The 24,315-nt window shown below is 69.1% G+C and carries 28 protein-coding genes and 1 pseudogene; 17 read left to right on the top strand and 12 right to left on the bottom strand.

The features are described 5' to 3' along the window. Window positions 1-6: 6 nt before the first annotated feature. Entirely contained in the window at window positions 7-1,524 is a 1,518-nt protein-coding gene (gene gpmI, locus EPL04_RS04235) for a 2,3-bisphosphoglycerate-independent phosphoglycerate mutase (protein ID WP_134669752.1), read from the bottom strand. 82 nt (window positions 1,525-1,606) lie between these two features. Here gpmI and EPL04_RS04230 point away from each other — a divergent pair, with 82 nt between their 5' ends. After that, on the top strand, window positions 1,607-1,888 hold the full coding sequence (locus EPL04_RS04230) for an acylphosphatase (protein WP_134669750.1): 282 nt from the start codon (window positions 1,607-1,609) through the stop codon (window positions 1,886-1,888). Window positions 1,889-1,932: 44 nt separating this feature from the next. On the opposite strand, the gene EPL04_RS04225 is transcribed toward EPL04_RS04230, so the two are convergent. Further along, entirely contained in the window at window positions 1,933-2,835 is a 903-nt protein-coding gene (locus tag EPL04_RS04225) for an NAD(P)-dependent oxidoreductase (RefSeq protein ID WP_134669748.1), read from the bottom strand. A 93-nt stretch (window positions 2,836-2,928) separates the two neighbouring features. Between EPL04_RS04225 and EPL04_RS04220 the strand changes: the two genes are divergently transcribed. Then, on the top strand, window positions 2,929-4,425 hold the full coding sequence (locus EPL04_RS04220; RefSeq protein WP_134669746.1) for an NAD(P)H-hydrate epimerase: 1,497 nt from the start codon (window positions 2,929-2,931) through the stop codon (window positions 4,423-4,425). Further along, window positions 4,418-4,900 (top strand): cyclic pyranopterin monophosphate synthase MoaC, encoded by a 483-nt coding sequence (gene moaC, locus EPL04_RS04215; RefSeq protein ID WP_209019564.1) that lies wholly within the window; start codon window positions 4,418-4,420, stop codon window positions 4,898-4,900. Before EPL04_RS04220 ends, moaC begins: the two co-directional genes overlap by 8 nt. On the opposite strand, the gene EPL04_RS04210 is transcribed toward moaC, so the two are convergent. The 4 genes from EPL04_RS04210 to EPL04_RS04195 form a co-directional block, all read right to left on the bottom strand. Further along, window positions 4,895-5,758, bottom strand: a complete 864-nt coding sequence (locus EPL04_RS04210; RefSeq protein ID WP_209019563.1) for an ABC transporter permease subunit — start codon at window positions 5,756-5,758, stop codon at window positions 4,895-4,897. The genes moaC and EPL04_RS04210 overlap by 6 nt on opposite strands. Then, window positions 5,755-6,681: an ABC transporter ATP-binding protein gene (locus tag EPL04_RS04205; protein ID WP_134669743.1), complete on the bottom strand. Its 927-nt coding sequence runs from the start codon at window positions 6,679-6,681 to the stop codon at window positions 5,755-5,757. Before EPL04_RS04205 ends, EPL04_RS04210 begins: the two co-directional genes overlap by 4 nt. A gap of 87 nt (window positions 6,682-6,768) precedes the next feature. Beyond that, window positions 6,769-8,064 carry a GTPase HflX gene (gene hflX, locus EPL04_RS04200; protein ID WP_134669741.1) on the bottom strand — a complete coding sequence of 432 codons (1,296 nt, stop codon included), beginning with the start codon at window positions 8,062-8,064 and terminating at the stop codon, window positions 6,769-6,771. Then, window positions 8,061-8,417: a DUF2209 family protein gene (locus EPL04_RS04195; RefSeq protein ID WP_134669739.1), complete on the bottom strand. Its 357-nt coding sequence runs from the start codon at window positions 8,415-8,417 to the stop codon at window positions 8,061-8,063. Before EPL04_RS04195 ends, hflX begins: the two co-directional genes overlap by 4 nt. A gap of 220 nt (window positions 8,418-8,637) precedes the next feature. On the opposite strand from EPL04_RS04195, the gene EPL04_RS04190 reads away from it, so the two are divergent. The 3 genes from EPL04_RS04190 to EPL04_RS04180 all read left to right on the top strand — a co-directional run bounded on the left by EPL04_RS04190 (window position 8,638) and on the right by EPL04_RS04180 (window position 11,231). Beyond that, window positions 8,638-9,444 carry an N-acyl homoserine lactonase family protein gene (locus EPL04_RS04190; protein ID WP_134669737.1) on the top strand — a complete coding sequence of 269 codons (807 nt, stop codon included), beginning with the start codon at window positions 8,638-8,640 and terminating at the stop codon, window positions 9,442-9,444. Then, window positions 9,441-10,751 (top strand): hydroxyacid-oxoacid transhydrogenase, encoded by a 1,311-nt coding sequence (locus tag EPL04_RS04185; RefSeq protein WP_134669735.1) that lies wholly within the window; start codon window positions 9,441-9,443, stop codon window positions 10,749-10,751. The genes EPL04_RS04190 and EPL04_RS04185 overlap by 4 nt, the downstream gene beginning before the upstream one ends. A gap of 159 nt (window positions 10,752-10,910) precedes the next feature. After that, the gene (locus tag EPL04_RS04180) at window positions 10,911-11,231 is read left to right on the top strand and encodes an FUN14 domain-containing protein (RefSeq protein ID WP_134669733.1); all 321 of its coding nucleotides are present in this window, start codon (window positions 10,911-10,913) and stop codon (window positions 11,229-11,231) included. Between the two features lie 10 nt (window positions 11,232-11,241). Here the strand turns inward: EPL04_RS04180 and EPL04_RS04175 are convergent, their stop codons facing one another. Both EPL04_RS04175 and EPL04_RS04170 read right to left on the bottom strand, forming a co-directional pair. After that, window positions 11,242-11,967, bottom strand: coding sequence for a ribosome assembly factor SBDS (locus EPL04_RS04175; protein WP_134669731.1), 726 nt, complete (start codon window positions 11,965-11,967; stop codon window positions 11,242-11,244). 85 nt (window positions 11,968-12,052) lie between these two features. Then, entirely contained in the window at window positions 12,053-12,772 is a 720-nt protein-coding gene (locus tag EPL04_RS04170) for a hypothetical protein (protein WP_134669729.1), read from the bottom strand. A gap of 142 nt (window positions 12,773-12,914) precedes the next feature. On the opposite strand from EPL04_RS04170, the gene EPL04_RS04165 reads away from it, so the two are divergent. The 6 genes from EPL04_RS04165 to prf1 all read left to right on the top strand — a co-directional run bounded on the left by EPL04_RS04165 (window position 12,915) and on the right by prf1 (window position 20,121). Then, complete coding sequence (locus tag EPL04_RS04165; RefSeq protein ID WP_134669727.1) at window positions 12,915-13,682, top strand: Nif3-like dinuclear metal center hexameric protein; 768 nt, start codon at window positions 12,915-12,917, stop codon at window positions 13,680-13,682. Between the two features lie 364 nt (window positions 13,683-14,046). Next, window positions 14,047-16,368 (top strand): methyl-accepting chemotaxis protein, encoded by a 2,322-nt coding sequence (locus EPL04_RS04160; protein WP_134669725.1) that lies wholly within the window; start codon window positions 14,047-14,049, stop codon window positions 16,366-16,368. Continuing rightward, a complete protein-coding gene (locus EPL04_RS04155) occupies window positions 16,365-17,081 on the top strand; it encodes a bacteriorhodopsin (protein ID WP_244605605.1) in 717 nt (238 codons plus the stop codon). The genes EPL04_RS04160 and EPL04_RS04155 overlap by 4 nt, the downstream gene beginning before the upstream one ends. 55 nt (window positions 17,082-17,136) lie before the next feature. After that, complete coding sequence (locus tag EPL04_RS04150; RefSeq protein ID WP_134669723.1) at window positions 17,137-18,156, top strand: deoxyhypusine synthase; 1,020 nt, start codon at window positions 17,137-17,139, stop codon at window positions 18,154-18,156. A 61-nt stretch (window positions 18,157-18,217) separates the two neighbouring features. After that, window positions 18,218-18,847 (top strand): SprT-like domain-containing protein, encoded by a 630-nt coding sequence (locus EPL04_RS04145; protein ID WP_134669721.1) that lies wholly within the window; start codon window positions 18,218-18,220, stop codon window positions 18,845-18,847. Between the two features lie 164 nt (window positions 18,848-19,011). Beyond that, entirely contained in the window at window positions 19,012-20,121 is a 1,110-nt protein-coding gene (prf1, locus tag EPL04_RS04140) for a peptide chain release factor aRF-1 (RefSeq protein ID WP_134669719.1), read from the top strand. On the opposite strand, the gene EPL04_RS04135 is transcribed toward prf1, so the two are convergent. Both EPL04_RS04135 and EPL04_RS04130 read right to left on the bottom strand, forming a co-directional pair. Further along, a complete protein-coding gene (locus EPL04_RS04135; protein WP_134669717.1) occupies window positions 20,118-20,507 on the bottom strand; it encodes a pyridoxamine 5'-phosphate oxidase family protein in 390 nt (129 codons plus the stop codon). The genes prf1 and EPL04_RS04135 overlap by 4 nt on opposite strands. Before the next feature lie 43 nt (window positions 20,508-20,550). Next, on the bottom strand, window positions 20,551-21,081 hold the full coding sequence (locus EPL04_RS04130) for a hypothetical protein (protein ID WP_134669715.1): 531 nt from the start codon (window positions 21,079-21,081) through the stop codon (window positions 20,551-20,553). A 127-nt stretch (window positions 21,082-21,208) separates the two neighbouring features. On the opposite strand from EPL04_RS04130, the gene EPL04_RS04125 reads away from it, so the two are divergent. Together EPL04_RS04125 and EPL04_RS04120 are read left to right on the top strand one after the other, a co-directional pair. Further along, window positions 21,209-22,018, top strand: coding sequence for a manganese catalase family protein (locus tag EPL04_RS04125; RefSeq protein ID WP_134669713.1), 810 nt, complete (start codon window positions 21,209-21,211; stop codon window positions 22,016-22,018). 5 nt (window positions 22,019-22,023) lie between these two features. Next, a complete protein-coding gene (locus tag EPL04_RS04120; RefSeq protein ID WP_134669711.1) occupies window positions 22,024-22,260 on the top strand; it encodes a hypothetical protein in 237 nt (78 codons plus the stop codon). 88 nt (window positions 22,261-22,348) lie between these two features. Here the strand turns inward: EPL04_RS04120 and msrB are convergent, their stop codons facing one another. Continuing rightward, on the bottom strand, window positions 22,349-22,753 hold the full coding sequence (gene msrB, locus EPL04_RS04115; protein WP_134669709.1) for a peptide-methionine (R)-S-oxide reductase MsrB: 405 nt from the start codon (window positions 22,751-22,753) through the stop codon (window positions 22,349-22,351). Between the two features lie 111 nt (window positions 22,754-22,864). Here msrB and EPL04_RS18625 point away from each other — a divergent pair, with 111 nt between their 5' ends. Continuing rightward, the gene (locus EPL04_RS18625; RefSeq protein ID WP_167599409.1) at window positions 22,865-23,011 is read left to right on the top strand and encodes a hypothetical protein; all 147 of its coding nucleotides are present in this window, start codon (window positions 22,865-22,867) and stop codon (window positions 23,009-23,011) included. 80 nt (window positions 23,012-23,091) lie between these two features. Next, window positions 23,092-23,508: a DUF7344 domain-containing protein gene (locus EPL04_RS04110; protein WP_134669707.1), complete on the top strand. Its 417-nt coding sequence runs from the start codon at window positions 23,092-23,094 to the stop codon at window positions 23,506-23,508. 69 nt (window positions 23,509-23,577) lie between these two features. On the opposite strand, the gene EPL04_RS04105 is transcribed toward EPL04_RS04110, so the two are convergent. After that, window positions 23,578-24,084: a metal-dependent hydrolase gene (locus tag EPL04_RS04105; protein ID WP_134669705.1), complete on the bottom strand. Its 507-nt coding sequence runs from the start codon at window positions 24,082-24,084 to the stop codon at window positions 23,578-23,580. 158 nt (window positions 24,085-24,242) lie between these two features. Between EPL04_RS04105 and EPL04_RS04100 the strand changes: the two are divergent. Continuing rightward, window positions 24,243-24,315 (top strand): annotated as a pseudogene (locus EPL04_RS04100) (IS6 family transposase); the annotation flags it as partial.

The following is a 24,315-nucleotide window of genomic DNA, read 5'->3' as shown; positions in this document are numbered from 1 at the left end:
CGGCGGCTACTCCAACAGCGACCGGCCGGTCATCGCGGCCGGCCGGTCGACGCCGACGAGTTCGAGTAGCGTCGGCGCGACGTCACAGAGCGACCCGCCCTCCCGGACGAGTCGCCCGGCGTCGTCGCCGGCCGGCGACCGGTAGACGAACGGCACCGGGTTGCGCGTGTGGGCGGTGTGGGGGTCCTCGGGCGTCCCCATGTCGTCGGCGTTGCCGTGGTCGGCGGTCACCAGGACGTGGCCGCCCGCCGATTCGACCGCGGCGACGAGCCGGCCGAGCTGTTCGTCGACCGCCTCGACCGCCGCGACCGCGGCGTCGAAGTCGCCGGTGTGGCCCACCATGTCGGGGTTCGCGTAGTTGAGCACCAACACGTCGGGGTCGTCTTCCTCGATTGACGCGATCGCGGTGTCTGTGACCTCGGGCGCGCTCATCTCGGGCCGGCGGTCGTAGGTCGCCACGTCCGGCGAGGGGACGATCTCGCGGCGCTCGCCCGGGAACTCGACTTCTCGGCCGCCGTTCAGGAAGTAGGTGACGTGGGCGTACTTCTCGGACTCGGCGATCCGCAACTGGGTGAGCCCCGCCTCGGCGAGCACCTCGCCGAGCACGTCCTCGGGGCGGTGGGGCGGGAACGCGACCGGCAGGTCGAACGCCGCGTCGTACTGGGTCATCGTCGCCAGTTCGATCTCGGGCGGGTCGGTCTCGAACGGCCACGCCGGCTCGATGTCCGCGAGCATCCGGGTGAGCTGGCGCGCGCGGTCGGCCCGGAAGTTGAAAAAGAGCGCCGCGTCCCCGTCCGAGAGGGCGGGGCCGCCCTCGATCAGCGTCGGCTCGACGAACTCGTCGGTCTCGCCCCGGTCGTAGCTCTCCTCGACGGCGCCGACCCCCGACTCGGCGGTGTGGTCGGCCTCCCGGTTCACGATGGCGTCGTAGGCCCGCCGGGTGCGGTCCCAGTTCTGATCGCGGTCCATCGCGTAGTAGCGTCCCGAGACGGTCGCCACCTCGCCGGTCCCCTCGCGGTCGATCACGTCTCGGAGGTCACCGAGGAACCCCGCGCCGCTCTCGGGCGGGGTGTCCCGACCGTCGGTGAACGCGTGGGTGACGGCGTCGACGCCCCGGTCGGCCGCGAGCGCGATCAGCGCGTGGAGGTGGTCCTGATCGGAGTGGACCCCGCCGTCGCTCACCAACCCCACGAAGTGGACCCGGCCGTCGTTGTCGGTCGCGTAGTCGAACGCCCGGGCGACCGCGTCGTTGTCGCCCAGTTCACCCGCCTCGATCGCGTCGGTGATCCGGGTGTACTCCTGTTTGACGACCCGGCCCGCCCCGATGTTGAGGTGGCCGACCTCGCTGTTGCCCATCTGTCCCTCCGGGAGGCCGACCCGCCGTCCGGACACCGTGAGGGTGCCGTCGGCGCCGGTCGCGACGAACCGATCGAAGTTCGGCGTGTCGGCGGCCTCGACCGCGTTCCGTCTCCCGTCCTCGGGTCCGAGCCCCCACCCGTCCAGCACGATGAGCGCGGCTTTCATGGTCGGGATGTCGGCGTGGGCGCCTAACTACTCTTCGAACCCCGACCGACTTTACCCCTCCCGGACGAACTCCCGACCGACTATGTCCGAGGACCGAACCCGCGCACACGTCTTCGTCTCCGGCACGGTGCAGGGCGTCTACTACCGGGCGAACACCCGGGACGCGGCCCGCGAGAAGGGCGTCGACGGCTGGGTCCGCAACCTCGCCGACGGTCGGGTCGAGGCCGTCTTCGAGGGGCCCGTGGCCGCCGTCGAGTCGATGGTCGAGTGGTGTCACACCGGCAGTCCGGCCGCCGAGGTCGGGGACGTCGCGGTCGAGTACGCCGACCCCGAGGGCGAGGACGGGTTCCGGATCCGCCGGTAGCGTCGCCCCGACGCCGACGAGCGGTCGCCCCGACGCCGCCGGTGTCACTCCTCGTCGACCCGGGCCTCGGTTCCCGCGAGCATCTCGACCACCTGCATGACCCCGGAGTTGTCGTCGAGGCCCATCCCGTTTTCCTCCATCGACTTGTACATCTCGTGGGTGACCTCGGTCGCCGGCATCGGCGCGCCGAACGCCTCGCCCGCGTCGGTCGCGATCCGGAGGTCCTTGTACTGGTAGCTCGCGAAAAAGCCCGGCTCGAAGTCGCCCCGGATCATCGACGGCGCGCGGTTGTCGAGCGCCCAACAGCCCGCGGCGCCGCCGCTGATCGCGTCGACTACCGCCTGCAGGTCCGCGCCCGCCTTCTCGGCGAACACCAGCGCCTCGCTGATCGCCTCCATCGTGTTGGCCACGACGATCTGGTTGCACGCCTTCGTGACCTGCCCCGAGCCGGCGGGCCCGCAGTGGGTGATGGTCTCGCCCATCGCCGAAAGCAGGTCGCGGTGGTCGTCTACCACCGCCTCGTCGCCGCCGACCATGATCGAGAGCGTCCCGTCGATCGCGCCCTCCTCGCCGCCGCTGATCGGCGCGTCGAGCATCTCGACGTCGATCGCCGCGAGCTCCTCGGCGAGCTCCTCGGTCACGGTCGGCGAGATGGTCGACATGTCGATCACCGTCTCGCCGCCGTCGAGCCCCGCGATGATACCGTCGTCGGCGCGCATCACCTCGGCGACGACCGCCGAGTCCGGCAGGCAGGTGATCACCACGTCCGACCGCGAGGCGGCCTCGCTCGCGGTGTCTGCGCCTTCCCCGCCGTACTCGACGATCGCCTCGACCGGCTCCTGCGAGCGGTTGTGGCCCACCACGAGGTAGCCCGCGTCGAGGAGGTTTTTCGCCATCGGTTCGCCCATGAGTCCGAGGCCGACGAAGCCGACCGTCTCGGGTGACATACTCTCTCAATTGCGGGCCGCCCCGATAAAACGTGTCCTCGCGGCGATCCGTCGACGACAGCATTTAACGCGCTCGCAGGCCAACGCCCGGGTATGATTTCCGCCGAGCGAATGGCGCAGGTCGACGAGAACGCGGCCGCACTCGGAATCCCGCGCAAGCAGTTGATGGAGTCGAGCGGCAACGCCGTCGCCCGCGAAGTCCGAGCGGTCGCCGATCCGGGCGCCCGCGTCGCGGTCGTCGCCGGGCGGGGCAACAACGGCGGTGACGCCTTCGTCGCCGCCCGGTTTCTCTCGGCGTACGACGTGTCGGTCCACCTCCTCGGGAGGGCCGAGACGATCGCGACCGACATCGCCCGCGAGAACTGGGACGCGCTCGGGCGGGCGGGGATCGACCGCGAGGCGGTCGGCGATTCCCGTGACGTCGACCTCCCGGACGCCGACGTGGTCGTCGACGCGATGCTCGGGACCGGGGTGACCGGCGCGCTTCGGGACCCCGAGGCCACCGCCGCCCGAGCGATCAACGACGCCGAGGCGACCGTCGTCGCGGTCGACGTCCCGTCGGGCGTCGACGCCGACACGGGTGAGGCCCCGGGCGCCGCGGTCGCGGCCGACCGCGTCGTGACCTTCCACGATCAAAAGCCCGGCCTCGACGCGCTCGACGCCGCGGTGACGGTCGCGGACATCGGCATCCCAGCGGCCGCCGAACGATACCTCGGGCCCGGCGACATGCGACCGGTCCGTCGCGGTCCCCCGGCCGACGACGCCCGGGTCTTCGTCGTTGGCGGCGGCCCCTACACCGGAGCGCCGGCGCTCGCCGCGCAGGCCGCCCTCCGGGCGGGCGCGGACCTCTCGTTCGTCGCCGCGCCCGAGACGGTCGCCGACGGGATTCAGGGGTTCGCCGAGGACCTCATCGTCCAGTCGTACGACGGCGAGCGACTCGCGCCCGATCAGGTCGACGCCCTCGTCGAGACCGCCGAGGCGTACGACGACGTCGTGGTGCTCGGGCCCGGCCTCGGGACCGCCGACGAGACCGTCGAGGCCGCCGAGCGCTTCCTCGAATCGTTCTCCGGGAGGGCGGTCGTCGACGCCGACGCAGTGTCGGTGGTGCCCGAAGTCGAGACCGACGCCGAGCTGGTCTGCACCCCGAACCGCAAAGAACTCGCGGAGATGGGCGGCCCCGAGATCGAGGGCGCCGACGAACTGGGCGAGCGGGCCGACGAGATCGCGGACTTCGCGGCCGACCTCGGCCACGTCGTGGTCGCGAAGGCCCGCGAGGACGTCGTGGCCGACGGTCGGAAATCGGCGGACGATTTCCGAGCCCATCAGAACTCCCAGAGTTCTGAGGACGGCGAGCGGACCCGCGTCTCGCGAGCCGGCACCTCCGGCATGACCGTCGGCGGCACCGGCGACACCCTCGCGGGCACGATCGCCGGCCTGCTCGCCGGCCACGACGCGTTCGCGGCCGCCTGCATGGGGACCTACGCGAACGGCCGGGCGGCCGAACTGCTCGACGACCGCCGCGGCGGACTGGTCGCCTCGGACCTGCTGGATGCCCTGCCCCGCGCCGTGTGGGGTGATCGCGATGAGTGACTCCGACGACCTGACCCACACCGACGCCGACGGCGACGTCCAGATGGTCGACGTGGGCGACAAGCCAGACACCGCCCGGCGGGCGGTCGCGGCGGGCGAACTCACCCTCCGGCCCGAGACGATCGCGGCCATCCGCGACGACGAAGTGAGCAAGGGCGACGTGCTCGCGACTGCCCGGGTCGGGGCGGTGCAGGCGGTCAAACACACTTGGGAGACGATCCCGATGTGCCACCAGATCCCGATCACGAACGTCGAGACCGACTTCGACCTCGACGACGATCGGGTGACTCTGGAGGTCGCGGTCGAGACGACCGGCAAGACCGGCTGTGAGATGGAGGCCTTAGAAGGGGTCACGACCGGGCTGAACGTGGTCTGGGACATGGTGAAGGCCGCCGAGAAGGACGCCGACGGCCAGTACCCCGACACCGCGATCGACCGCGTCCGGGTCCTCGACAAGCAGAAACGCGAGCTATAGGTCGGCGCTCCGGAATCGGAGGTGGCCCGCGATCACGGGCAGGACGGTCCACGCCCCGAGGATGACGAGCATGAACCAGTCTTTCAGGTAGAACGGCTCTGCTCCGGCTATCCGGCTCTGGAAGGGGTTGGCGGCGCCCTCGCCGCCCCCGCCACCGCCCGCGGTCATCTCGGCGCCCGAGCCGAGCGCGGCGTCCACGAGCTGGCTGAACGCCCGCGAGGGGTTCGACTGCTCGACGAGCACCTGCCAGGCCGGCACCGTTCCGCCGAGATCCAGCCCGCCGGTCCGGAGGTAGGTGAGCGCGAACGGGACCAGATCCCACAGGAGCGCGAACACGAAGAACACCCCGATGGCCAGCGCCATCGCCCGCGAGCGGGTGCTGGTCGCGGCCGAGATGCCGACCGCGATGCCGACGAACGTCACCCCGAGCGCCGCGGTCAGCACCGCCACCGAGACGAACTCGCCGATCGCGAGCTCGCCGTAAGCGACCACCGCGACCAGCCCCGCGACGACGAACCCGGCGAGCACGCCGACCAGAACGACGCCCGCGCGCCCGACGAATTTCCCGACGGTCACGTCCAACCGCGAGTGGGGCGCCCCGAGCAGGAGCTTGATACTGCCCGACTCGCGCTCGCCCGCGATAGCGAGGTAGGCCGCGACGAGCGCGGTCACCGGCACCAGCGTCTGGGCGAGGTCCGCCGCGAAATTGTAACCGAGGGTCGCTCCCCCGATATCGAGGAGGCTCGGGACGAGCGCCGAGACCCCCATCAGGAGCGCGAACAGCCCGACGATGCCCCACAGCATCCGCGACCGGACCGCGTCCGCGAAGTCCTTCCGGGCGACGACGCGCCAGCTCACGCCCGAACCCCCTCCGTTTGGCGGTCGACCGTGTAGGCCGTAAAGAGGTCTTCGAGCGACGACTCGCGGGTCGTGATGTCCCGGATCGCGGCACCCTCCTCGCGGACTCGATCGATCACCGCCAGCTTGGCGCTCGGGTCGAGGCAGGTCGCCCGGATCGTCCCGTCCGCCGCGGTCAGGTCGCTGACGCCGTCGATCGACAGCGACTCGACGCCGTCGGGAACTCGATCGACTTCCAGTTCGATTGTCGCGCCGCTCCCGATGGAGTCTCTGAGCCCGTCGATGGTGTCGACCGCGACAAGCCGCCCCTCGCGCATGATGCCGACGCGGTCACACACCGCCTCGACCTGCCCGAGGACGTGACTCGAGAAAAACACCGTCGTCCCGCCGTCGGCGAGGTCCCGGACGATCCGGCGGACCTCCCGGGCGCCGTTGGGGTCGAGGCCGGTCGAGGGCTCGTCGAGGATCAGCAGGTCGGGGTCGCCGACAAGCGCCATCCCGAGCACGAGCCGCTGGGCCATCCCCTTCGAGTAACCGCCGACGGCTCGCTCGGCGTCCTCGGCGTCGAGCCCGACCAGATCGAGGAGCCGGCCGGGATCGTCGTCGACCTCCTTCGACTCGATCATGAACTCGACGTGCTTCCGGCCCGAGAGCCGGTCGTAGAGCCCGTAGCCCTCCGGCAGGATCCCGACGCGCTGGTGGATCTCGGTCGGCGACCGCTGGGCGTCGTAGCCGAGCACCTCCGCGGTGCCCGCCGTCGGCCGGACGAAATCGAGCAGTATGTCGATCGTCGTCGACTTGCCCGCGCCGTTCGGGCCGAGAAAGCCAAACACCTCCCCGGACTCGACGGTCAGATCGAGCTCCTCGACCGCCCGTACGTCGCCGAACCGCTTGGTCAACCCCGTCGTTTCGATAGCCGCCATGGCCCGGGGTACACCGAACCGCTAATTATAGGTGTTTGTCAGTTATGGGGTCGCGCCGGGCGAGAAAAACCGGGCCGAGAGCGCCGCTCACGCCGAGGGCGCGGACGCCAGATCGCCGGCCTTCGCCCGCGCCCGTTCGACGACCGAGGGCCGGGCCTCGAAGTCGACGACCACTTCGTCGTCGGCGTAGGTCACGTCGTCGACCCGCGCGTGGTCGTGGATCCACGACACCGCGCTCATGGTGTCGTCGGTCATCGGGAGGACCAGCCGCTCGCGCCGCCAGTCGGGGAGCTCGGCGTCGATCCGGGCCCGAAGGTCGTCGAGGTTGAGCTGTTCTCTGCCCGAGACTGCGATCGGATCGGGCGCGAGCGCCGAGAGGGCCTCGCGTTTCTCTTCGAGCTCCGCGTCGCTCACCGCGTCGATCTTGTTGAGTACCGTGACGATCGGCGCCTCGTTGCGCTCGTAGAGGGTGTCGTGGCAGGTGACCAGCTTCTCGCGGATCTCGTCGATCGGCTCGCTCACGTCGACGACGAGCAACACCAGATCGGCGTAGTACACCGCATCGAGGGTGGACTTGAACGACTCGACCAGCCAGTGGGGCAGGTCGCTGATGAACCCGACCGTGTCGGTCAACAGCACGTCCCGGCGGTCCATGTCCATCTTCCGGGTGGTGGTGCCGAGCGTCGTGAACAGCCGGTCCTGTGCCTCGGCGGTGGTGTCGAGGTCGGGGTGGAGGTCGTCGTTCTCGCCCAGTTCGATGTCGGCCGCGAGGCTCTGCATCAGCGTCGACTTGCCGGCGTTGGTGTAGCCCGCCATCGCCACCAGATCGAACCCCGACTCGCGGCGCCGGTCGCGGCGGTCGGCCTCGGTCCGGGCGATGGAGTCTAGCTCGTCGTTGATCCGGGAGATCTGGTCTTTGATGTCCTGCTCGCGGCTCTCGTCGTACTCGCCCAGTCCCATGAACCCCGGGCGCTCGTCGCGCTTGGCGAGGCTGGTCTTGGCCTCCGCACGCGGCAGTTCGTACCGGAGCTCGGCGAGCTCGACTTGGAGCTGGGCCTTCCGGGTCTGTGCGCGCTGGCCGAAGATCTCGAGGATGAGCCGGAACCGGTCGATCACCTTGACGCCATCGGGGAGCTTCTGGCCCAGATTGTACGTCTGGTACGGCCCGAGCTCGTTGTCGAAGACCACGACCTCCGCGCCGGTGTCGGCGACGGCCGCCGCCAGCTCCTCGGCTTTCCCCTCGCCGATCTGGAGCGCGGCGTCCTCGGTGCGCGTCTGGGTGAACTCCGCGACCACGTCGTAGCCCGCGGCGCGGGTCAGGTCGCGGATCTCCTCGGTGTCTGGCGTGCCTGAGTCGACTCGCTTTGCGATTATCGCTTTCATAAGAGCAGTTTTCGGGCGGCGTACGCGGCGTGGTGTGCGGCCTGCACTGTCTCGCGTTGAGCTATGCTTTCGACGTACTTGAACTCCGTGTCGAAAAACGGCGCGACCTCCCACTCGGGCTCCTCGTAGAACTCGCCGCGCTCGGCGACCACGGGACCGTCGGGCGGCGCGGGGAGGTCGGCGACCGCGTCGGCGACGAGTCGGGCGACGTTCTCGAAGGTCGGCGGACTGCGGTCGGTGGCAAAGCCCATCCCCTCGACGCTCCGCGGAGCGGTAGCGCCGACGACCGCGTGGACGGCCGCGGCCACCATGAGGTACTCGCCGTCCTCCTCGTGGCGGCCGCTCACGTCCACGCCGACGACCTCAGCCGCGCCGGCCCTTCACCTCGGTTGGCGCACCCACGGTGCCCATGCCCCCGGGTACGTCGTCGGGCCTTTTGAATCCGACTTTTCGTTTCGCGCTCCATCGTCCGAACGCATCCCGGGATCGGTTTCCAGCGTACGTATTCGCACCCGGATAAGTTAACACGCACAGAAAGTTTATGATACTGACAGCCGACGTACCGTTCGCAACATGGTTCAGGCAACCGTCGACGTGCTCGACCGCGGCGGACTCAAGTGCGACCTCAACTACCTCGTCGAGGCGAACACCATCGGCTCCCACGACGCGCCGAACCCCGACACCGACTACGTCGAGATTCCGGTGTGGAGCCTCGTGATCGACCACCCCGAGGGGACGATCCTCTGGGACACCGGCTCGCACCACGAGGCGCTCGACGGCTACTGGCCCGAGGGGCTCCTCCAGGCGTTCTACCCCCACGACGTCCGGGACCACCGGCTGGACGACGACCTCGAGGCCGCGGGGTACGCGCTCGACGACATCGACTACGTGTTCCAGACCCACCTCCACCTCGACCACGCGGGCGGACTGGAGTTCTTCGAGGGGACGGACGTGCCGATCTTCGTCCACGAAGAAGAGCTCAAGTTCGCGTACTACAGCGCAAAGACCTCGAAGGGAAGCGACGCGTACGTCCTCGAGGACTTCGATCGGGACCTCAACTGGCGGGTCCTCCACCGCGACCGAGAAAAGCACTTCGAGGACGTGGAGTTCGTCCGGTTCCCGGGCCACACCCCGGGGCTGACCGGAACCGTGATCCACCTCGACGGCGACGGGACGGTCATCTTCACCGGCGACGAGGTGTACCAGTCGGAGAACTACGAGGACGAACAGCCCCTCGGCGGCCCGCTGACCTGGGCGAAACGCGACTGGTTCGAGAGCCTCCAGCGCATCAAGGACCTCCAGCGGACCCACGACGCCGAGGTGGTGTACGGCCACGACCCCGACCAGTTCGAGGCGATCCGCTCGGGGTGGGGCCAGTGAGCTACGACCGCTCGGTCTCGGCGTCGGCCCACGAACTCGGCTCCGAGACCGTCTGGCACATCCAGATGCCCGAGATCAGGTTCGGCGCGAACGCCGTCGAAGAGCTCGGATTTCAGCTCGGGGACCTCGGCGCGGCCGAGGGCGCCGCCGGACTGGTGGTGACCGACCAGACGCTCGTCGACCTCGGTCACGCCGATCGGGTCACCGACCAGCTCGAGGCCGCCGGATTCGGCGTCGACGTCTGGGACGGCGCCGAACGCGAGCCCTCGATCGAGACCGTCGAGTCGTGCATCTCGTTCGTCCGCGACGAGCGCGGCGAGGACGGCTACGACTTCTACGTCGGGCTCGGCGGCGGGAGCTGTATCGACATCGCGAAGACGACCCGGGCGGTCACCGCCAACGGCGGTGAGATCCTCGACTACGTCGCCGAGCCCACCGGCCGCGGCGAGGACCTGACAGAGTCGGGGCCACCGCTCGTGTTGATGCCGACGACCGCGGGCACCGGGGCCGAAATCTCGCCGGTCGCCATCCTCTCGGTCGAGGACAAAGACATCAAGGAGGCCATTTCGAGCCACCACGTCCGGGCCGACGCCGCGGTGCTCGACCCGACGCTCACGACGACTCTGCCCGCCGACGTGACCGCCAAGACCGCGATGGACGCGCTCGGCCACGCCATCGAGGGGTACACGACCCACCGCTACGACGACCTGCTCCGGCCGTCTGACCCGGCCGAACGACCGGTGTACGCCGGCCGGACCGACTTCACCGAGGCGTTCAGCGAACGGGCGATCCGACTGCTGTCGAACAACGTCCGGCGAGTCGTCAACAACGGCGACGATCTGGAGGCCCGCTCGAAGATGCTGAAGGGGGCGCTGTTCGGCGCCATCGCCGGACTGACCGCCGGCGCGAGCCTCTGTCACGCGATGGCGTATCCGGTCGGAAACAAGTACCACACCTACCACGGCGAGACGATCGCCGCGCTCACCCCCGCGAGCACGCTCGGGTACAACGCCGCGAGCGACCCAGAACGCTTCGCGCGGATCGCGGAGATGCTGGGCGCCGAGACCGACGGCGTGAGCACGCGCGAGGCCGCCGACCGCGCGAAAGAGGAGTACGTCCGGTTACAGCGAGACCTCAACGTCCTGCCGAGCGGTCTCAACGAGCTGGCGGGCATCACCGAGGAGGACGTGGGCTGGCTCGCCGACCAGACCGTCGAGACCCAAAAGCGTCTGCTTCGGTGCAACCCCCGACCGGTGACGAAAGAAGACGCCGAGGAGATCTTCACCGACGCCCTCTACAACTGGTAATCTCGGCTCGGCGTCGATCGCTCGGGGTCGGGTCGAAAGCCCGCCCCGAATCGAACGCCCGTTCCCCGAACTCCGGGATCGTCGACCGACCCAGAAACGTTCAGCGCCGAACCTCTCTAACCCACAAAAGTCTTAACGTAGTACTTAGATCATCCGGCCATGGAACTCGGAATCGACCCCCAGCAACTCGGGCTGGAATTCGGCTCGGGCGCCGTCATCGGCGGCGTGATCGGGTTCGCGGCGAAAAAGATCGCGAAGCTCATCGCGGTGATCGTCGGCATCGAACTCGCGCTGTTCAAATTCCTCGAATCTCGGGGCATCCTCACGGTCGACTGGGACCGGCTCTCGGCCGGGGTGCTGAAGACCGGCGAAGTCGCACAGAACGGCACCCCGCCCTCGTGGCTGACCTCGGTCATCTCGACGCTCTCGATCGGCGCCGGGTTCACCGGCGGCTTCATGGTCGGCTTCCGGAAGGGATAGTTTCCCGCGCTCACCGCGTCTGCAGTTCGTCTTCGTCCTTGATGATCTGGGTCTCGGCCTCGCCGCTCGTGATCTCGTTGACCAGATCGTAGAACTCGTTTTGCATCCCCGCCGGGAACGTGAGTACGCCGACCCACGAGCCGTCGTTCTGCCACTCCTCGCGTTCGAGCTCGCCGAACTGCCGGATTTGGGACTGGGCGCTCCCGGCGTAGTCGGCCGGCACCTGGACCGCGATGGTGACCTCGTCGAACCGGATCGGGATCACTGGCCGGAGCGCGTCGAGCGCGTCGTCGACCTGCGTCTCGACCGGCTCCATCGGATCGATGCGGAAGTCGGTCTCCTCCAGAGCGCTCTCGATCCGCTCGGGCGGGTGGGGCGCGTTGTCCATCTGGGGGTTGACCGCGTTGCGCGTGATCCGGTTGACCAACTGCTTGTGCTTTTGCTCTTGCATCTCGCGGCGCTGTTCGGCGGTGATCTGAATCTCCCCGCGCTCGATGACTTCGGGGATGACTTCGAGGGGCTCGGTCGTGTCGAACACCTCTTCGAGCGCGCTCTCGGCGGGGCGGTCGCCCCGGCTCGCGTCCTCGAAGACGTCCTCGGCCGCGATGACGTCTTCGAGGTCGCCGTCGAACTCCCCGCGCTTGATCGCGAGCGCGGCGTCGGGGTCGACCAGCACTTCGAACCGCTCGCCGTGGGATTCGAGGCGCGCGGTCACCGCTTCTTCGAGTGGTATCATACCGTACGGTACTCCCCCCCGGCTAAACAACTTTTTCCTGCACGCCGAGGGGTTCGGCCGACGCGACGCTCGCCGATCGGTGCCCTCAGTCCCCGTCGGTCGTCGTCTCGGTGTCTGTCGGGAGTCGCGTCGCCTCGCTCGTCGGCGCCGGTGCTGGCTCGGCGGTCGTCCTCGCGGCGGCGTCGGTCGTCGCGGGGTCCGCCTGCTCGCCGGCGGGGGCCGTCTCGGAGTCGGCTTCGACGGTGGTCGAGGGCGGTTCCGGATCGTCAGTCGTTGTCGTTTCCGGATCGTCAGCCGAGGGCGGTTCCGGATCGCCGGTCGTCGTGCGACCGTCGGCTGACCGTGTTTCCGGTTCCTCGGTTGACTGCGATTCCGGACCGTCGCCGTCGGATCGAGTCGACGTGTTCTCCGGCGTGCCACCGCTGTCGCCACATTCCGCGCCGGCGCGGAGGCGAACGCGGACGTTGCCACACCTACTCTCCTCTCCGGTCGACTCGACGCGGTACCTGTCGCCGGGCGTCGGCTCCGAGGCGCCGTTCGCCACGAGGAGGTAGAACGCTACTCCCTCGCACGTCCGACACCGATAGACCTTCCCGTCGTTACACAGGTTCATTCCCCGGTGCTGAAACGCCTCGACGACGCTCACCCGCCCGGTGATCTCGGTCCGGTCGCCGCGTATCACCCATCCCTGTATCTCGGCCTCGAACTGCGCTTGGTCGGCTCCGGTCGTCCCGGTCGCGAAGCCACCGCCGAGCACCGCACCCCCCAGTTCGAGCACTCGCCGACGCGATATGTCGTCTGTCACTCCCGTTGCACCCCGACGACCTTCGACCCGGTGTGTGTTAACTGTTATCAATTAAGCGGGCGGTCGGACCCGCGGCCCCGACCTCGTCGACGAAGCGTCGAGTCATACAGATACAAGCCCCTCCCGGCCACACATCTCACGCATGGACCTCGCCGACCTCACCGCGCGATACGACGAGAAGCTACGCACGGGCGATTTCGCCGACGTGGACGCCAGCGCCAACGGCCTCCAGGTCGGCCCCGACCACCGGGAGGTCGAGACCGCGGCGTTCGCGGTGGACGCCGCAGAGCAGACGATCGAGACGGCCGCCGACCGCGGTGCCGACGCGCTCGTCGTCCACCACGGCGTCTCGTGGGGCGGCATCGAGCGCGTGACCGGCCGGGCGTACGGTCGCATCGCACCGCTCGTCGAGAACGATCTGGCGCTGTACGTCGCACACCTCCCGCTCGACGCCCACCCCGAACTGGGCAACGCGGCCGGCGTCGCCGACGTGTTCGACCTCGGCGACCGCGAGCCGTTCGGCGAGCTGGGCCCCGAACACGTCGGCCAGCGCGGTCGCACGCCCGACCCGGTGCCGACCGACCGGATGCGCGAGACGCTGGAGGCGGAACTCGATCACTTCGGGCAGGGGGTCCGCGTGCTGGAGTTCGGCCCCGAGCGCATCGAGGACGTCGCGGTCGTCACCGGGAGCGGGGTCGACTGGATCGACGAGGCCGCCCGGAAGGGCGTCGACGCCCTGATCACGGGCGAGGGCAAGCAGAAGGCCTACCACGAGGCCCGAGAAGCCGGGCTCACCGTGTTTCTGGCCGGCCACTACGCGACCGAGACGTTCGGCGTGCGCTCGCTACAGGCGCTCGCCGAAGACTGGGGGCTGGAGACGACGTTCGTCGACGCGCCGACCGGCCTCTGACCGCCGCCGGGCGTGGCGTCGCTCGTCGGACGCGGTCGAAAGGGATACTATTAAAACCCCTCCGGCGAAGTTGATTTACGTGTCCGCCGGGTTTCAACAACCCCTGCGGTTGCCGGAGCTATCGGTCACGCGACGGTTCTCGCCGGACACGGGCCGCGGCCAACCGGCCCCAACAGTCGAACCTCACGGTTGCGGCTAATTGAACCGCCGCTGGCGACCGACCGCCGTCACGCGGGCCCCCGCGGTAGTTGGCAACACCGCTTTTCGAGCGACGTATCGGCCCCCAGAGCGTGATTATCACCAATGATACGACCACGTACGCTTATACTGTATCAATCCAAATATCCAGAATAAGACACAATAGATGGAACAAGGATCGTCAATCGTCGAGCGTATTCGACGAAGCTACGCGTTGAAGTTGGCGGTCGCGCTGGTGTCGATCGTCGCGCTCACGGTCGCGGTGGGCGCGGTGGTTCAGGCCCAGACCGCCGATCAGGTACGGACCGACGTACAGGAAGAGCTGAGCGCGCTCTCGGAGTCGCGGGCGGACAACCTCGATACGTGGCTCTCGAGCGTGAAGTCCCAGACGCGGATGACCGCGGACCACCCCACCCTTCGGACGGGCGACACCGACGCGATCGACTCGCACGTCTCGGGACTGGTCGAGGACGGAAAGACGCCTGATGGCGTGGTCGCGGTCCACTACTACGACGCCGCCGAGGGAACGATCGTGGCGAGTTCGAGCGACGCGATGACCGGCGTCAGCCCGGCCGAGCAGGGCGCGCCGTTCGCCGCCGATCCGCCGTCGTTCGACGGCGACGACGTCTACGTCTCCTCGCCGTTCACGGTGCCGGCCGTCGACTTCCCGGTCGTGGCGGTGATTTCGCCGGTCGCCGATCGACCCGACAAGCGCGTTATCTATATGGTGAACATCGAAAAGCGCACCGCGTCGGTGACCGGCGGCGTCGAGGGCGGCTACACCGCGGTTCTCAACTCGACGGGGCACTTCATCGCACACCCCGACGGCGAGAAACTGCTGACCCAGCATCACGGCGGCGCCGACAGCATGGCGGTCGAGAACGGGCTCGCTGGCGAGACCGGCTTCATGGAGATGGACGGCGGGACTCTGATGGCCTACGCCCCGATGTCGTCGTCGGACTGGGTGGTCGTGGTCCACGCGCCGGCGAGCGAGGCCTACGCCCTCAGCGAGACCGTCACGTCGAACATCCTCGGGCTCATCCTGATCGCGGTGGTGAGCCTCGGGCTCGTGGGCGTCTCGGTCGGGAGCAACACCGTCATCTCGCTTCGCCAGCTCTCCCGGAAGGCCCGGGCGATGGAGGACGGCGACCTCGACGTCGAACTCGAGACCCCGCGGACCGACGAGTTCGGCACGCTGTATAAGTCGTTCGCCGGCATGCGCGACTCGCTTCGCGAACAGATAACCGAGGCCCGCGAGGCCCGCGAGGCCGCCGAAGCCGCGAAAGCCGAGGCCGAGACCGCACGCGAGAAGGCCGAGGCCGAACGCGAGGAGGCCCAGACGCTGTCGACGCACCTCGAAACCAAGGCGAGCCACTACGAGGAGGTGATGAACGCGGCCGCCGACGGCGATCTCAGCGTCCGGGTCGAACCCGAGAGCCGGAGCGACGCGATGGTCGCCATCGGCGAGTCGCTCAACGACATGCTCGTCGACATCGAGCGGACCGTCGCCAACGTCAAGCGGTTCTCCTCGCACGTCTCGAACGCGGTCGTCGACGTCGAGGAGAGCGCCGAGGACGTGATGGCGACCGGCGAGGAGGTCAGCGAATCGGTGTCGGAGATCTCGGCCGGCGCGACCCGCCAGACCGACCACCTCGGCGAGGTCGCCGACGAGATGAACACCCTCTCGTCGAGCGCTCAGGAGGTCGCGGCGACCGTCGAGGAGGTCGCGGCCACCTCCGAGCAGGCGGCCGCCGCGGGCGAACTCGGTCGCGAGGCCGCCGAGGACGCCCTCGCCGAGATGGACGCCGTCGAGGAGGCGACCGAACAGACCGCCTCCGAGATCGAGGAACTCGACGAGGAGATGGCCGCGATCGGCGACGTCGTGGAGGTCATCACCGAGATCGCCGAACAGACCAACATGCTCGCGCTCAACGCATCTATCGAGGCCGCACGCACCGAGGCGGGCGGCGAGGGCTTCGCGGTCGTCGCCGACGAAGTGAAGGCGCTCGCCGAGGAGACCAAAGAATCGGCCGCTGAGATCGAGGGCCGCATCGAGCGGGTGCAGGCCAAGACCGAGCGGTCCGTCGAGGGGATGCACGAGACGAGCGACCGCATCTCGGCCGGCGTCGAGACGGTCGAGGGCGCGATCGACGCGCTCGAAGAGATCGCCGAGTACGTCGAGGAGACCGACCGACGGATTCAGGAGATCCACGAGGCGACCGAGGCCCAGGCCGACTCCTCGGGCGCGGTCGTCGAGATGGTCGACGAGGTCGCCTCGATCAGCGAGGAGACCGCGAGTCAGGCCGAGGGCGTCGCCGACGCCGCCGAGCAACAGACTCAGACGCTCGCGTCGGTCAGCGAGGACGCCGAAGACCTCGCCGAACGCTCTGCCGAACTCTCCCGGCTCCTTGACGACTTCCGGGTCGCGCAGGGCGCCGGGCCGATGGACGAGACCGACTTCCAGTCCGCGGAGGTGAACGACGCGTGATCGACCTCACGTCGGTGTGGTTCCTGCTGGGAACGATCGGGATGGCGGCCGGGACCGTACCGCCGCTGTGGCGGCTCGCGACCGACCCCCGCGATCGGGCCTACTACGCGGTGTTGGCGGGCGTCACCGGGTTCGCGGCGGTCGCGTATCTGGCGATGTTCTTCGACATCGGGCGGATTCCGGTCGGCGAGGGCGTGCTGTACGTCCCCCGGTACGTCGACTGGCTCGTGACGACGCCGCTTTTGGTGTTGTTCCTCGGGATGCTCTGTCGCCCCGACCGGCGAATCTACACCGCGCTTGTCGGGGTCGACGTGGTCGTCATCGGTGCGGGCGTGGCCGCCGGACTGTTGCCTGACCCCTACGGCCTCGCCGCGTACGTCGTCGGCTGTGTGGCCTACGTGGGACTGCTCTACCTGCTGGTCGTGGTGTTGCCCCAGCAGGCCACCCTCCACGGCGATCGGGTCGATGCGGTGTTCACCAAGCTCCGGAACCTGACCGTGGTGCTGTGGACGCTCTACCCGGTCGTGTGGATCCTCGGGCCGCTCGGGGCCGGACTGCTCCAGCCGGGGACCGAGATCATGGTCGTCACCTACCTCGACCTCATCAGCAAGGTCGGGTTCGTGGCGATGGCGGTCAACGGCGCCGACGCGCTCGATCAGCTCCGGACGGGCGCGGCGCTCGCCGACTCGGCCGAGCTGTCGACCGCCGACTGACCGCGCTCTTTTTCGTACCGCGGCGTTCAAGCCGCTGGACCTCACACGTCGGACCATGAGCGACGACCACGACGACGCCCACGAGCCCCACCGCGAGGAGTTCCGCCACGACCCCATCGCCCACGCCGAGGCGCGGGCGGGGATGACCGTCGGCGAGCTCGTCGACGAGTACGGCGCGGCGGGCATCGGCGCGGCCGACCTCCACGAGGCGGTCGATGTCTACGCCGAGATGCTCGACGACGACGTGACCACCTTCTTCGGACTCGCGGGCGCGATGGTGCCGACCGGGATGCGACGGATCGTCGCCGATCTGATTCGGGACGGCCACATCGACGCGCTGGTCACCACTGGTGCGAACCTGACCCACGACGCGATCGAGGCAATCGGCGGCAAGCACCACCATGGATCGGAAGAAGCGCCGGACAAGACGCCCCGCGAACACGACGAACGGCTTCGGGACGAGCAGGTCGACCGGATATACAACGTCTATCTCCCCCAGGAGCATTTCGCGCTGTTCGAGGACCACCTTCGATCCGAGGTGTTCCCGCCGCTCGAAGCGGAGGGCGTCGTCAGCATCCAGCGGTTCACCGAGGCGCTCGGCCGGGCGAACAGCGAGGTCAACGCCCGCGAGGAGATCGACGAGGGGCCGGGAATCGCGGCCGCGGCCTCCGAGAACGACGTGCCGATCTACTGTCCGGCGGTTCAAGACTCCGTGCTCGGCCTGCAGGCGTGGATGTACTCCCAGACGTCGGAGTTCTCGCTCGACGCGCTCGCGGACATGACGACCATCACCGATCAGGCGTTCGAGGCCGAGGAGGCCGGCGCGGTGGTGGTCGGCGGCGGCGTCCCGAAGAACTACGTCCTCCAGACCATGCTGGTCGCGCCCGACGCCTACGACTACGCGGTCCAGCTCACGATGGACCCGCCCCAGACCGGCGGCCTCTCGGGCGCGACGCTCGACGAGGCCCGCTCGTGGGGCAAGCTGGAGAAGGCCGCGCGCAACGCCTCGGTGTACGCCGACGCGACGATCACCCTGCCGCTGGTGGTCGCGGCCGCCCGCGAACGGATCGAGTGATCGACCCGGCCTGCGAAGCCGGGAGACTGATGAGCCTCGACTGCGTCGCGTCCGCCGACGGATGACAGCGTTCGAGGCGATCGACGCGCCCGAGTCGCCCTCCCCGACCGAGCGGGCGCTCGGCGCGGTCGGGCGTCGGGAGGAGCTGATTCCGGCCTCGCGGGCCTACTGCCGCGAGGCCGCCCGCGAGTACGGCCTCGACGTGGCGTTCTCCCGGCTCGACTGGGAGGTCTCGACCCGCGCGAAGCGCCGGGCGGCCGCGGTCAAGCGACCGAAGATCCCGGACGCGGAGATCGGCGACCCCCTCGACTGGGCGTCGCTCGCCGGCGACTGGGCCGACGGGACCGACCCGCGGCGGTGTACGGTGTCGCTGACGTGGGCGGCCTACGAGGCGTTCGATCGGGCGGAGTGGGCCGCGACGCTCCGCCACGAACTGATCCACGTCGAGCAGTTCCAGCGGTTCGGAACGACCGACCACGGCGCCGCGTTCCGCGAGCGCGCCGAGGCGGTCGACGCCGCGGTCCGGTGTCGGCCGTTCGCGGACCCGAAGTACGTCCTCCGGTGTTCGGCGTGCGGTACGGTGGTCGGACGACGGTATCGGGAGTGTGCTATCGTCCGCGAGCCCGAGCGGTACCGTTCGTCCTGTTGTGAGGCGAGCGTCGAGTGTTCCCGGTCGCGCGACGGCGAGTGAGTTCCGAGTGCGCGGCAGTGTCGCGAGGCGAGTCGGCTCGTTCCGGCCCGCAGGCCTTTGACCCGCCGGGTCGTCACCCCGACGATGGACGACCCACTCGACTCCCGGCCGGCGCCCGCCGACGAGACAGCCCCGACCCTCCGCGGGAGGGTAGCCGATCGCCGATGAACGTCGAGAGCCACGAGCTCCGCGAGCGCATCGAACGCGTTCGGGCGGCGAGCGCGAACGGCGACGATCTGGTGACCCTCGCGGTGCCGCCCGACGAGTCCCTCGGGGCGGCGCTCGAACGGATCGAGGAGGATCGGGCCCAAGCCGAGTACATCGACGCCGACGAGTCCGACAAGGCGGTTCGTCGGGCGCTCGAACGCGTCCGGCGGGTCGTGCAGGGGTACGACGGGACTCCCGAATCCGGGCTCGTCGTCTACGCGGGGGTCGTCGACGGCGAGGTCGTCGACTACGTCTTCGACGACTTGCCGACGCCGGTCCCGGAGTACCAGTACGTCCGGGACAACGAGTTCGATCCCGGTCCGCTCGACGCGGTCGCCGAGTCGTCGGGCACCTACGGCCTGCTGGTGGTCGAGCGCGGCGGCGCGGCGCTCGGTCTGACCGCCGGCGACTCGGTGACGGTCGTCGAGACGATCGACAGCGACGTGATGGGCAAGACGAAGGCCGGCGGCCAGTCGGCCGACCGGTTCGAGCGCGACCGCGAACGCCAGAAAGAGGAGTTCTTCGAGACGGTCGCCGACGAGGCCCGGCGGGCGTTCCTCGGCGAGCACGCCGCCGAGTCGGCCAGCGCCGAGACGACGGTCGAGGGGCTGGTGCTCGGCGGAACGACCGTCACGGCCGAGGACTTCCGGGAGGGCGACCACCTCGATCACCGCCTCCGCGAGGCGCTGGTCGACACGTTCTCGGTCGAGTACGCCTCCGAGCAGGGGCTCCGCGAACTCGCCGAGAAGGCCACGGATCGCATCGAAGACGAGGAACGCCGCGAGACCGACGCGGCGCTCGATCGCTTCTTCGAGGCGCTTCACGACGGCGACGACGGGGACGTCGTCTACGGCCGCGAGGACGTCGAGACGGCGCTGGAGTACGACGCGGTCGAGACCCTGCTGGTCTCCGGGGCCCAATCGATCGCCGATGTCCGGGAGTTACAGGAGCGTGCGACCGAAGCGGGCGGGGACTGTCTGGTCGTCCCCGAGGACTTCGAGCGGGGCGTCCAGTTCCGCGACGGGTTCGGGGGCGCGGGCGCGCTCCTCCGGTTCCCGATCGACTAGTAGGTCTGGTAGCTCGCGGACCCGACCTCGACCCGGACCAGCAGGTTCTCGGGGTACTCGTCGGGGTCGGCGTCGTACTTCGGGTTGATGCGGGCGGCGGCCTCGCGGCGGGCGTCCTCGTCTTCGAGGACGGTCGCGGTGCCGCGGAGCGACACCATCCACTCGGCGCGCCCGCCCTCGTCTTTCTGGACCGAGATCGCGACCCGCGGGTTCTGTCGGACGTTCGCGAGCTTCCGGCCGCCGGTCAGCACCTCCACGACGCCGTCGTCGTAGTGGTACCACACCGGGGCGACGTGCGGGCGGCCGTCGGCACACGTCCCGAAGTGGGCCATCAGCGGCTCGCTGGTCAGGAGCTGTTCGGCGGCCTCGGGAACCGGGTTCGACATGGCGCGACACACGGCCGACCCCGACAAAACGGTTTGGTCCGGATCACAGCACCAGCCACGCCACCAGCGCCACGATGAGGAGCTTCTTGACGACGATGACCGCGATGATCAGCTGTCTGGTGGTCATCGTCCGGCCGATCCGGACCAGCCGGCGAAAGACGCCGGGCGTCTGAGCCAGTTCGCGGGCCAGCAGTCTGCACTCGGTGACGAACGTCTCCCGGACCGACCCCTCGTCGGGGGCGTACCCCCGGTGGGCGCTCGGCACCCAGCCGCCCTCGGTGGCGACCACCGGCAAGCGCTCGCCCTCCAGAAACGAGACGTGCTCGAACTCGAAGCCCTGCGACTCGGCGAGTGCCTCCAGCTTGAGGACGTCGCGGTCGTCGGCCAGATCGTAGGCGAGCCGCTCGGTGTCGGTCGTCCACTCGAACCCGAGCGTGAGGACGACCCGCTCCTCGCCGACGAACACGTCCCGAACCGTCGCGACCTCCTCGTTGCCCGTGCGCCGCTTTTTGCTGGCCCGAAGTCGCTCGTACTCGCGCTTCTCGGTTCCCGTCCGCTGGGCGGCTCCCTCCATGCGACGGTCGATAGTACCCGGCCGACACGCATAAGCCTCGGGGAGTCCGGGTATCAGGCCCGTTATTAATGGATCGTGAGACGTGGCCACGACCGTTAAGAACGTTAGCGTAGCAACAGTTCCCGGAATGTTCTTCCACGACAACGAACTGCAGTACGAGGTCGAGGTCGAGGAACCGGATCCGTACTTCGCGAAGATGCTCCAGCAGGCGGTCGGCGGGGCCGAGGGCGAGATGCGGGTCGCGCTCCAGTACATGTTTCAGGCGTTCGGCGTGCCCAAGGAGATGTCCGAGTACCGCACCCTGCTGATGGAGACCGCGGTCGAGGAGCTGGGCCACATCGAGATGCTCGCGACCGCCATCGCGAAGAACCTCGAAGGCGCGCCCGAGGAGGTCCGCGAGCAGGCCCGCGACGACGCCGTGATCGACATGATGCTGAGCGGCGGTCAACCGCGCCAAGCCCTCTCGGCCGGGCTCAACGCGATGCCGGTCGACGCCAACGGCGCCCCGTTCACCGGCAACTACGTCGTCGCCAGCGGCAACCTCGCGGCCGACATGTACGCCAACGTGATGGCCGAGTCGACCGGGCGACTGCTCGCCAGCCGGCTCTACGAGATCACCGACGACCCGGGCATGGAGGACATGCTGTCGTATCTGATCGCGCGGGACACGATGCACCAGAACCAGTGGCACGCCGCCCTCGAGAGCCTCGGCGAACACGTCCCGGTCCCGGCTAGTTTCCCTCAAGAGAAAGAGAACCAGGAGTTCAACTACGAGTTCATGTCCACGTTCCGCGAGGAGCACGAGGACCCCGAACAGCCCTGGACCACCGGCACGTCGTTCGACGGTAAAGGGGAGTTCTCGTTCGGCCGCCAGCCCGGCGGGGGCGAACCCGACCTCGAAAAGGCAATCGAGGAGATGCACAACGAGGTCAACTGATCGCCATGGCGGCGTTCTCCGACGACCACGTCGGCAAGCGGGTCCTCGCCCAGAACGGAACGCGGCTGGGGACGGTCGAGGACGTGCGCGACGGGGACCTCCACGTCGGTGTCGATCCCGACGCCGACCGGGACGCGGTGTCCCAACTCGGCTGGGACGGACAGGTGAACCAGGACGTCCACCGGCTCGAAGACAGCTACGTGACCGATATCACCGAGCAGACGGTCCGGTTGCGAGTGTAGTCTCGCGCGACAGTCCCAAGACGGCGCGGGCGCAAGCGCGCTCGTCGCCGCTCGGTGATCGCCGCCGAGTCGAGCGACTCGGCGCGGGTCACTCCCCCTCGAAGTCCATCGCGACCGAGTTGATGCAGTAGCGCTTGCCGGTCGGCTCCGGGCCGTCGTCGAAGACGTGGCCGAGGTGACCGCCGCAGTTCGCGCAGACGACCTCGGTCCGGACCATGCCGTTGGACCGGTCCTTGCGGGTCTCGATGCGGTCGTCGTCGGTGTCGTAGAAACTGGGCCACCCGCAGTTCGACTCGAACTTGGTGTCCGAATCGAACAGTTCGGCCCCACAGCCCGCACAGGCGTACGTGCCGTCGTCTTTGCGGTCGACGTGCTCGCCGGAGAACGGGCGCTCGGTCCCCTGCTCGCGGAGCACGCGGTACTCCTCGTCGGTCAGTCGCTCGCGCCACTCGGCGTCGGTCTCGGGCACGTCGTCGGTCGCCTCTCCGCTCATACCATCCGTAGGGGCGCGAGCCCGTTAGGGCTTGCGCGTGTCCGACAGCCGACGCCCCGGCGCCGGGACTCCGGGCGAGAGATTGAAACCCTCCGGCGCCGAACCGGAGCTATGCGGTTGTGTGACGTCTGCGAGGAGCGCAAATCCGACGGCACCAGACTGGTCGCGCGGACCGGCGCTGACCTGTGGGTGTGTCACGGCTGTATGATGCGGGCGGTCACGAACAAGGCCGACGAACTCAGCTACCGGGAGTGGTAATATCACGACGAGGAAATTTTCACGGACGTGCCAGTTCTACGTAGATTTATAATGAAGGTCTACATACGGCCGCTAGAGTCATGGGTCAGACTCCCAACACCTTTGTCGGGGTACAACAGACAAGCGAGCCGTCCGGGGCGGGCCATGGCTCGCGCGATCGGTCGCTGGACGCGGTCTTCGAGATGTTGCGGTCGGAGCGCCGACGGAACGCGCTGTACGTGTTGTACCGGCGTCCCGGCCCGATTCAGGTCTCGGCGCTCGCCGACGAGGTGGCGACCCGCGAAGGCGCCGAACTCCCCCGCGTCGCCACCGCGCTCCGGCACGTCCACCTGCCAAAGCTCGACGACGCCGGTGCGGTCGAGTTCGACCACGAGACGGGGCACGTCCGGCTCGGCGACGACTGGGGGCGCTTGCGCGAGTACCTCACCGCCGCCGCGGCCGACGAAGGGCTGACCCTCCGCCGGGCGTCGGCGAGCGCGACGCTCTCGGAGTTCTAGGTTCCGGTTCCGTGCGTCGGCCGCCCGGTCCGGTCTCACGACCGCCGCGAGGGTCGCCCGTCGCGGGCGCTACGTCGGTCCGCCGGCGAACAGCACGACTCCGAGGTACGTCGCGCTCGCGGCGGCGAACACCCCGAGCGCGAACAGCGCGGCGTTCGCGAGGCGGTTGTCCGCCCGGCACAGAGACACCGTGTACCGGCGACCCGTCGCCGGCCAGAGGAGGGCGACGCCCATCGGCGTGAGCAGGTCGGCCGCGAGGTGCGCGAGGACGGCGAGCCCGCCGATGCCGGCCGCGAACGTCCGGAGGTCGATCGGCCCGATCGGGGCCGAGCCGAACCCGGACGCGGTCGCCGCGACCCACCCGGCGCCGGCGACCAACGCCCCGAACGGGAGCGTGTGGGTCGGTCCGCGGTGGGAGACGAACGGGAGCCGGGAGTCCCAGTCGGGGAGCATCGCGAGCCACAACAGCGCGGCCCCGCCCGCCAGCGCGGCGGTTGGCTCGCCGAGCACGAGGAGCCAACACCCCACGGGGGCGTACAGGACCAGCGAGACCCCGTAGTGGCCGGGTCGGAACATGGCCGACCGTGGGCGCTCGCCCGGCTTAACCCCGGCGATGGCGCGGCCTCGTCCGGGGATCGCGCGGCGGTTCGCCGAGCCGTCGATCGGACGGGGCGTTCGACGGTCGTGTTTAGTTAAGAGTGAAGGATGAGGCGGGAGTGATTTTGTGCTGATCCATGGCCAAAATCACCCGCCTCAGCGGTTGTAGTGACTGGATCGACTTGGAGTTTGTGGAGCGTGAACGGACAC

Origin of the sequence: Halorussus marinus (assembly GCF_004521895.1) — an archaeon.
GTDB classification, from domain to species: domain Archaea; phylum Halobacteriota; class Halobacteria; order Halobacteriales; family Haladaptataceae; genus Halorussus; species Halorussus marinus.
Note: the sequence above shows the minus strand (reverse complement) of the source record. Positions and strands in the feature narration are given on the sequence as shown.

Excerpts from the sequence above, each read along its gene's own strand:
- gpmI (WP_134669752.1), bottom strand. The coding sequence starts at position 1,524 with ATGAAAGCCGCGCTCATCGTGCTGGACGGGTGGGGGCTCGGACCCGAG.
- EPL04_RS04230 (WP_134669750.1), top strand. The coding sequence starts at position 1,607 with ATGTCCGAGGACCGAACCCGCGCACACGTCTTCGTCTCCGGCACGGTG.
- EPL04_RS04225 (WP_134669748.1), bottom strand. The coding sequence starts at position 2,835 with ATGTCACCCGAGACGGTCGGCTTCGTCGGCCTCGGACTCATGGGCGAA.
- EPL04_RS04220 (WP_134669746.1), top strand. The coding sequence starts at position 2,929 with ATGATTTCCGCCGAGCGAATGGCGCAGGTCGACGAGAACGCGGCCGCA.
- moaC (WP_209019564.1), top strand. The coding sequence starts at position 4,418 with ATGAGTGACTCCGACGACCTGACCCACACCGACGCCGACGGCGACGTC.
- EPL04_RS04205 (WP_134669743.1), bottom strand. The coding sequence starts at position 6,681 with ATGGCGGCTATCGAAACGACGGGGTTGACCAAGCGGTTCGGCGACGTA.
- hflX (WP_134669741.1), bottom strand. The coding sequence starts at position 8,064 with ATGAAAGCGATAATCGCAAAGCGAGTCGACTCAGGCACGCCAGACACC.
- EPL04_RS04190 (WP_134669737.1), top strand. The coding sequence starts at position 8,638 with ATGGTTCAGGCAACCGTCGACGTGCTCGACCGCGGCGGACTCAAGTGC.
- EPL04_RS04180 (WP_134669733.1), top strand. The coding sequence starts at position 10,911 with ATGGAACTCGGAATCGACCCCCAGCAACTCGGGCTGGAATTCGGCTCG.
- EPL04_RS04175 (WP_134669731.1), bottom strand. The coding sequence starts at position 11,967 with ATGATACCACTCGAAGAAGCGGTGACCGCGCGCCTCGAATCCCACGGC.
- EPL04_RS04165 (WP_134669727.1), top strand. The coding sequence starts at position 12,915 with ATGGACCTCGCCGACCTCACCGCGCGATACGACGAGAAGCTACGCACG.
- EPL04_RS04160 (WP_134669725.1), top strand. The coding sequence starts at position 14,047 with ATGGAACAAGGATCGTCAATCGTCGAGCGTATTCGACGAAGCTACGCG.
- EPL04_RS04150 (WP_134669723.1), top strand. The coding sequence starts at position 17,137 with ATGAGCGACGACCACGACGACGCCCACGAGCCCCACCGCGAGGAGTTC.
- EPL04_RS04145 (WP_134669721.1), top strand. The coding sequence starts at position 18,218 with ATGACAGCGTTCGAGGCGATCGACGCGCCCGAGTCGCCCTCCCCGACC.
- prf1 (WP_134669719.1), top strand. The coding sequence starts at position 19,012 with ATGAACGTCGAGAGCCACGAGCTCCGCGAGCGCATCGAACGCGTTCGG.
- EPL04_RS04135 (WP_134669717.1), bottom strand. The coding sequence starts at position 20,507 with ATGTCGAACCCGGTTCCCGAGGCCGCCGAACAGCTCCTGACCAGCGAG.
- EPL04_RS04130 (WP_134669715.1), bottom strand. The coding sequence starts at position 21,081 with ATGGAGGGAGCCGCCCAGCGGACGGGAACCGAGAAGCGCGAGTACGAG.
- EPL04_RS04125 (WP_134669713.1), top strand. The coding sequence starts at position 21,209 with ATGTTCTTCCACGACAACGAACTGCAGTACGAGGTCGAGGTCGAGGAA.
- EPL04_RS04120 (WP_134669711.1), top strand. The coding sequence starts at position 22,024 with ATGGCGGCGTTCTCCGACGACCACGTCGGCAAGCGGGTCCTCGCCCAG.
- msrB (WP_134669709.1), bottom strand. The coding sequence starts at position 22,753 with ATGAGCGGAGAGGCGACCGACGACGTGCCCGAGACCGACGCCGAGTGG.
- EPL04_RS18625 (WP_167599409.1), top strand. The coding sequence starts at position 22,865 with ATGCGGTTGTGTGACGTCTGCGAGGAGCGCAAATCCGACGGCACCAGA.
- EPL04_RS04110 (WP_134669707.1), top strand. The coding sequence starts at position 23,092 with ATGGGTCAGACTCCCAACACCTTTGTCGGGGTACAACAGACAAGCGAG.
- EPL04_RS04105 (WP_134669705.1), bottom strand. The coding sequence starts at position 24,084 with ATGTTCCGACCCGGCCACTACGGGGTCTCGCTGGTCCTGTACGCCCCC.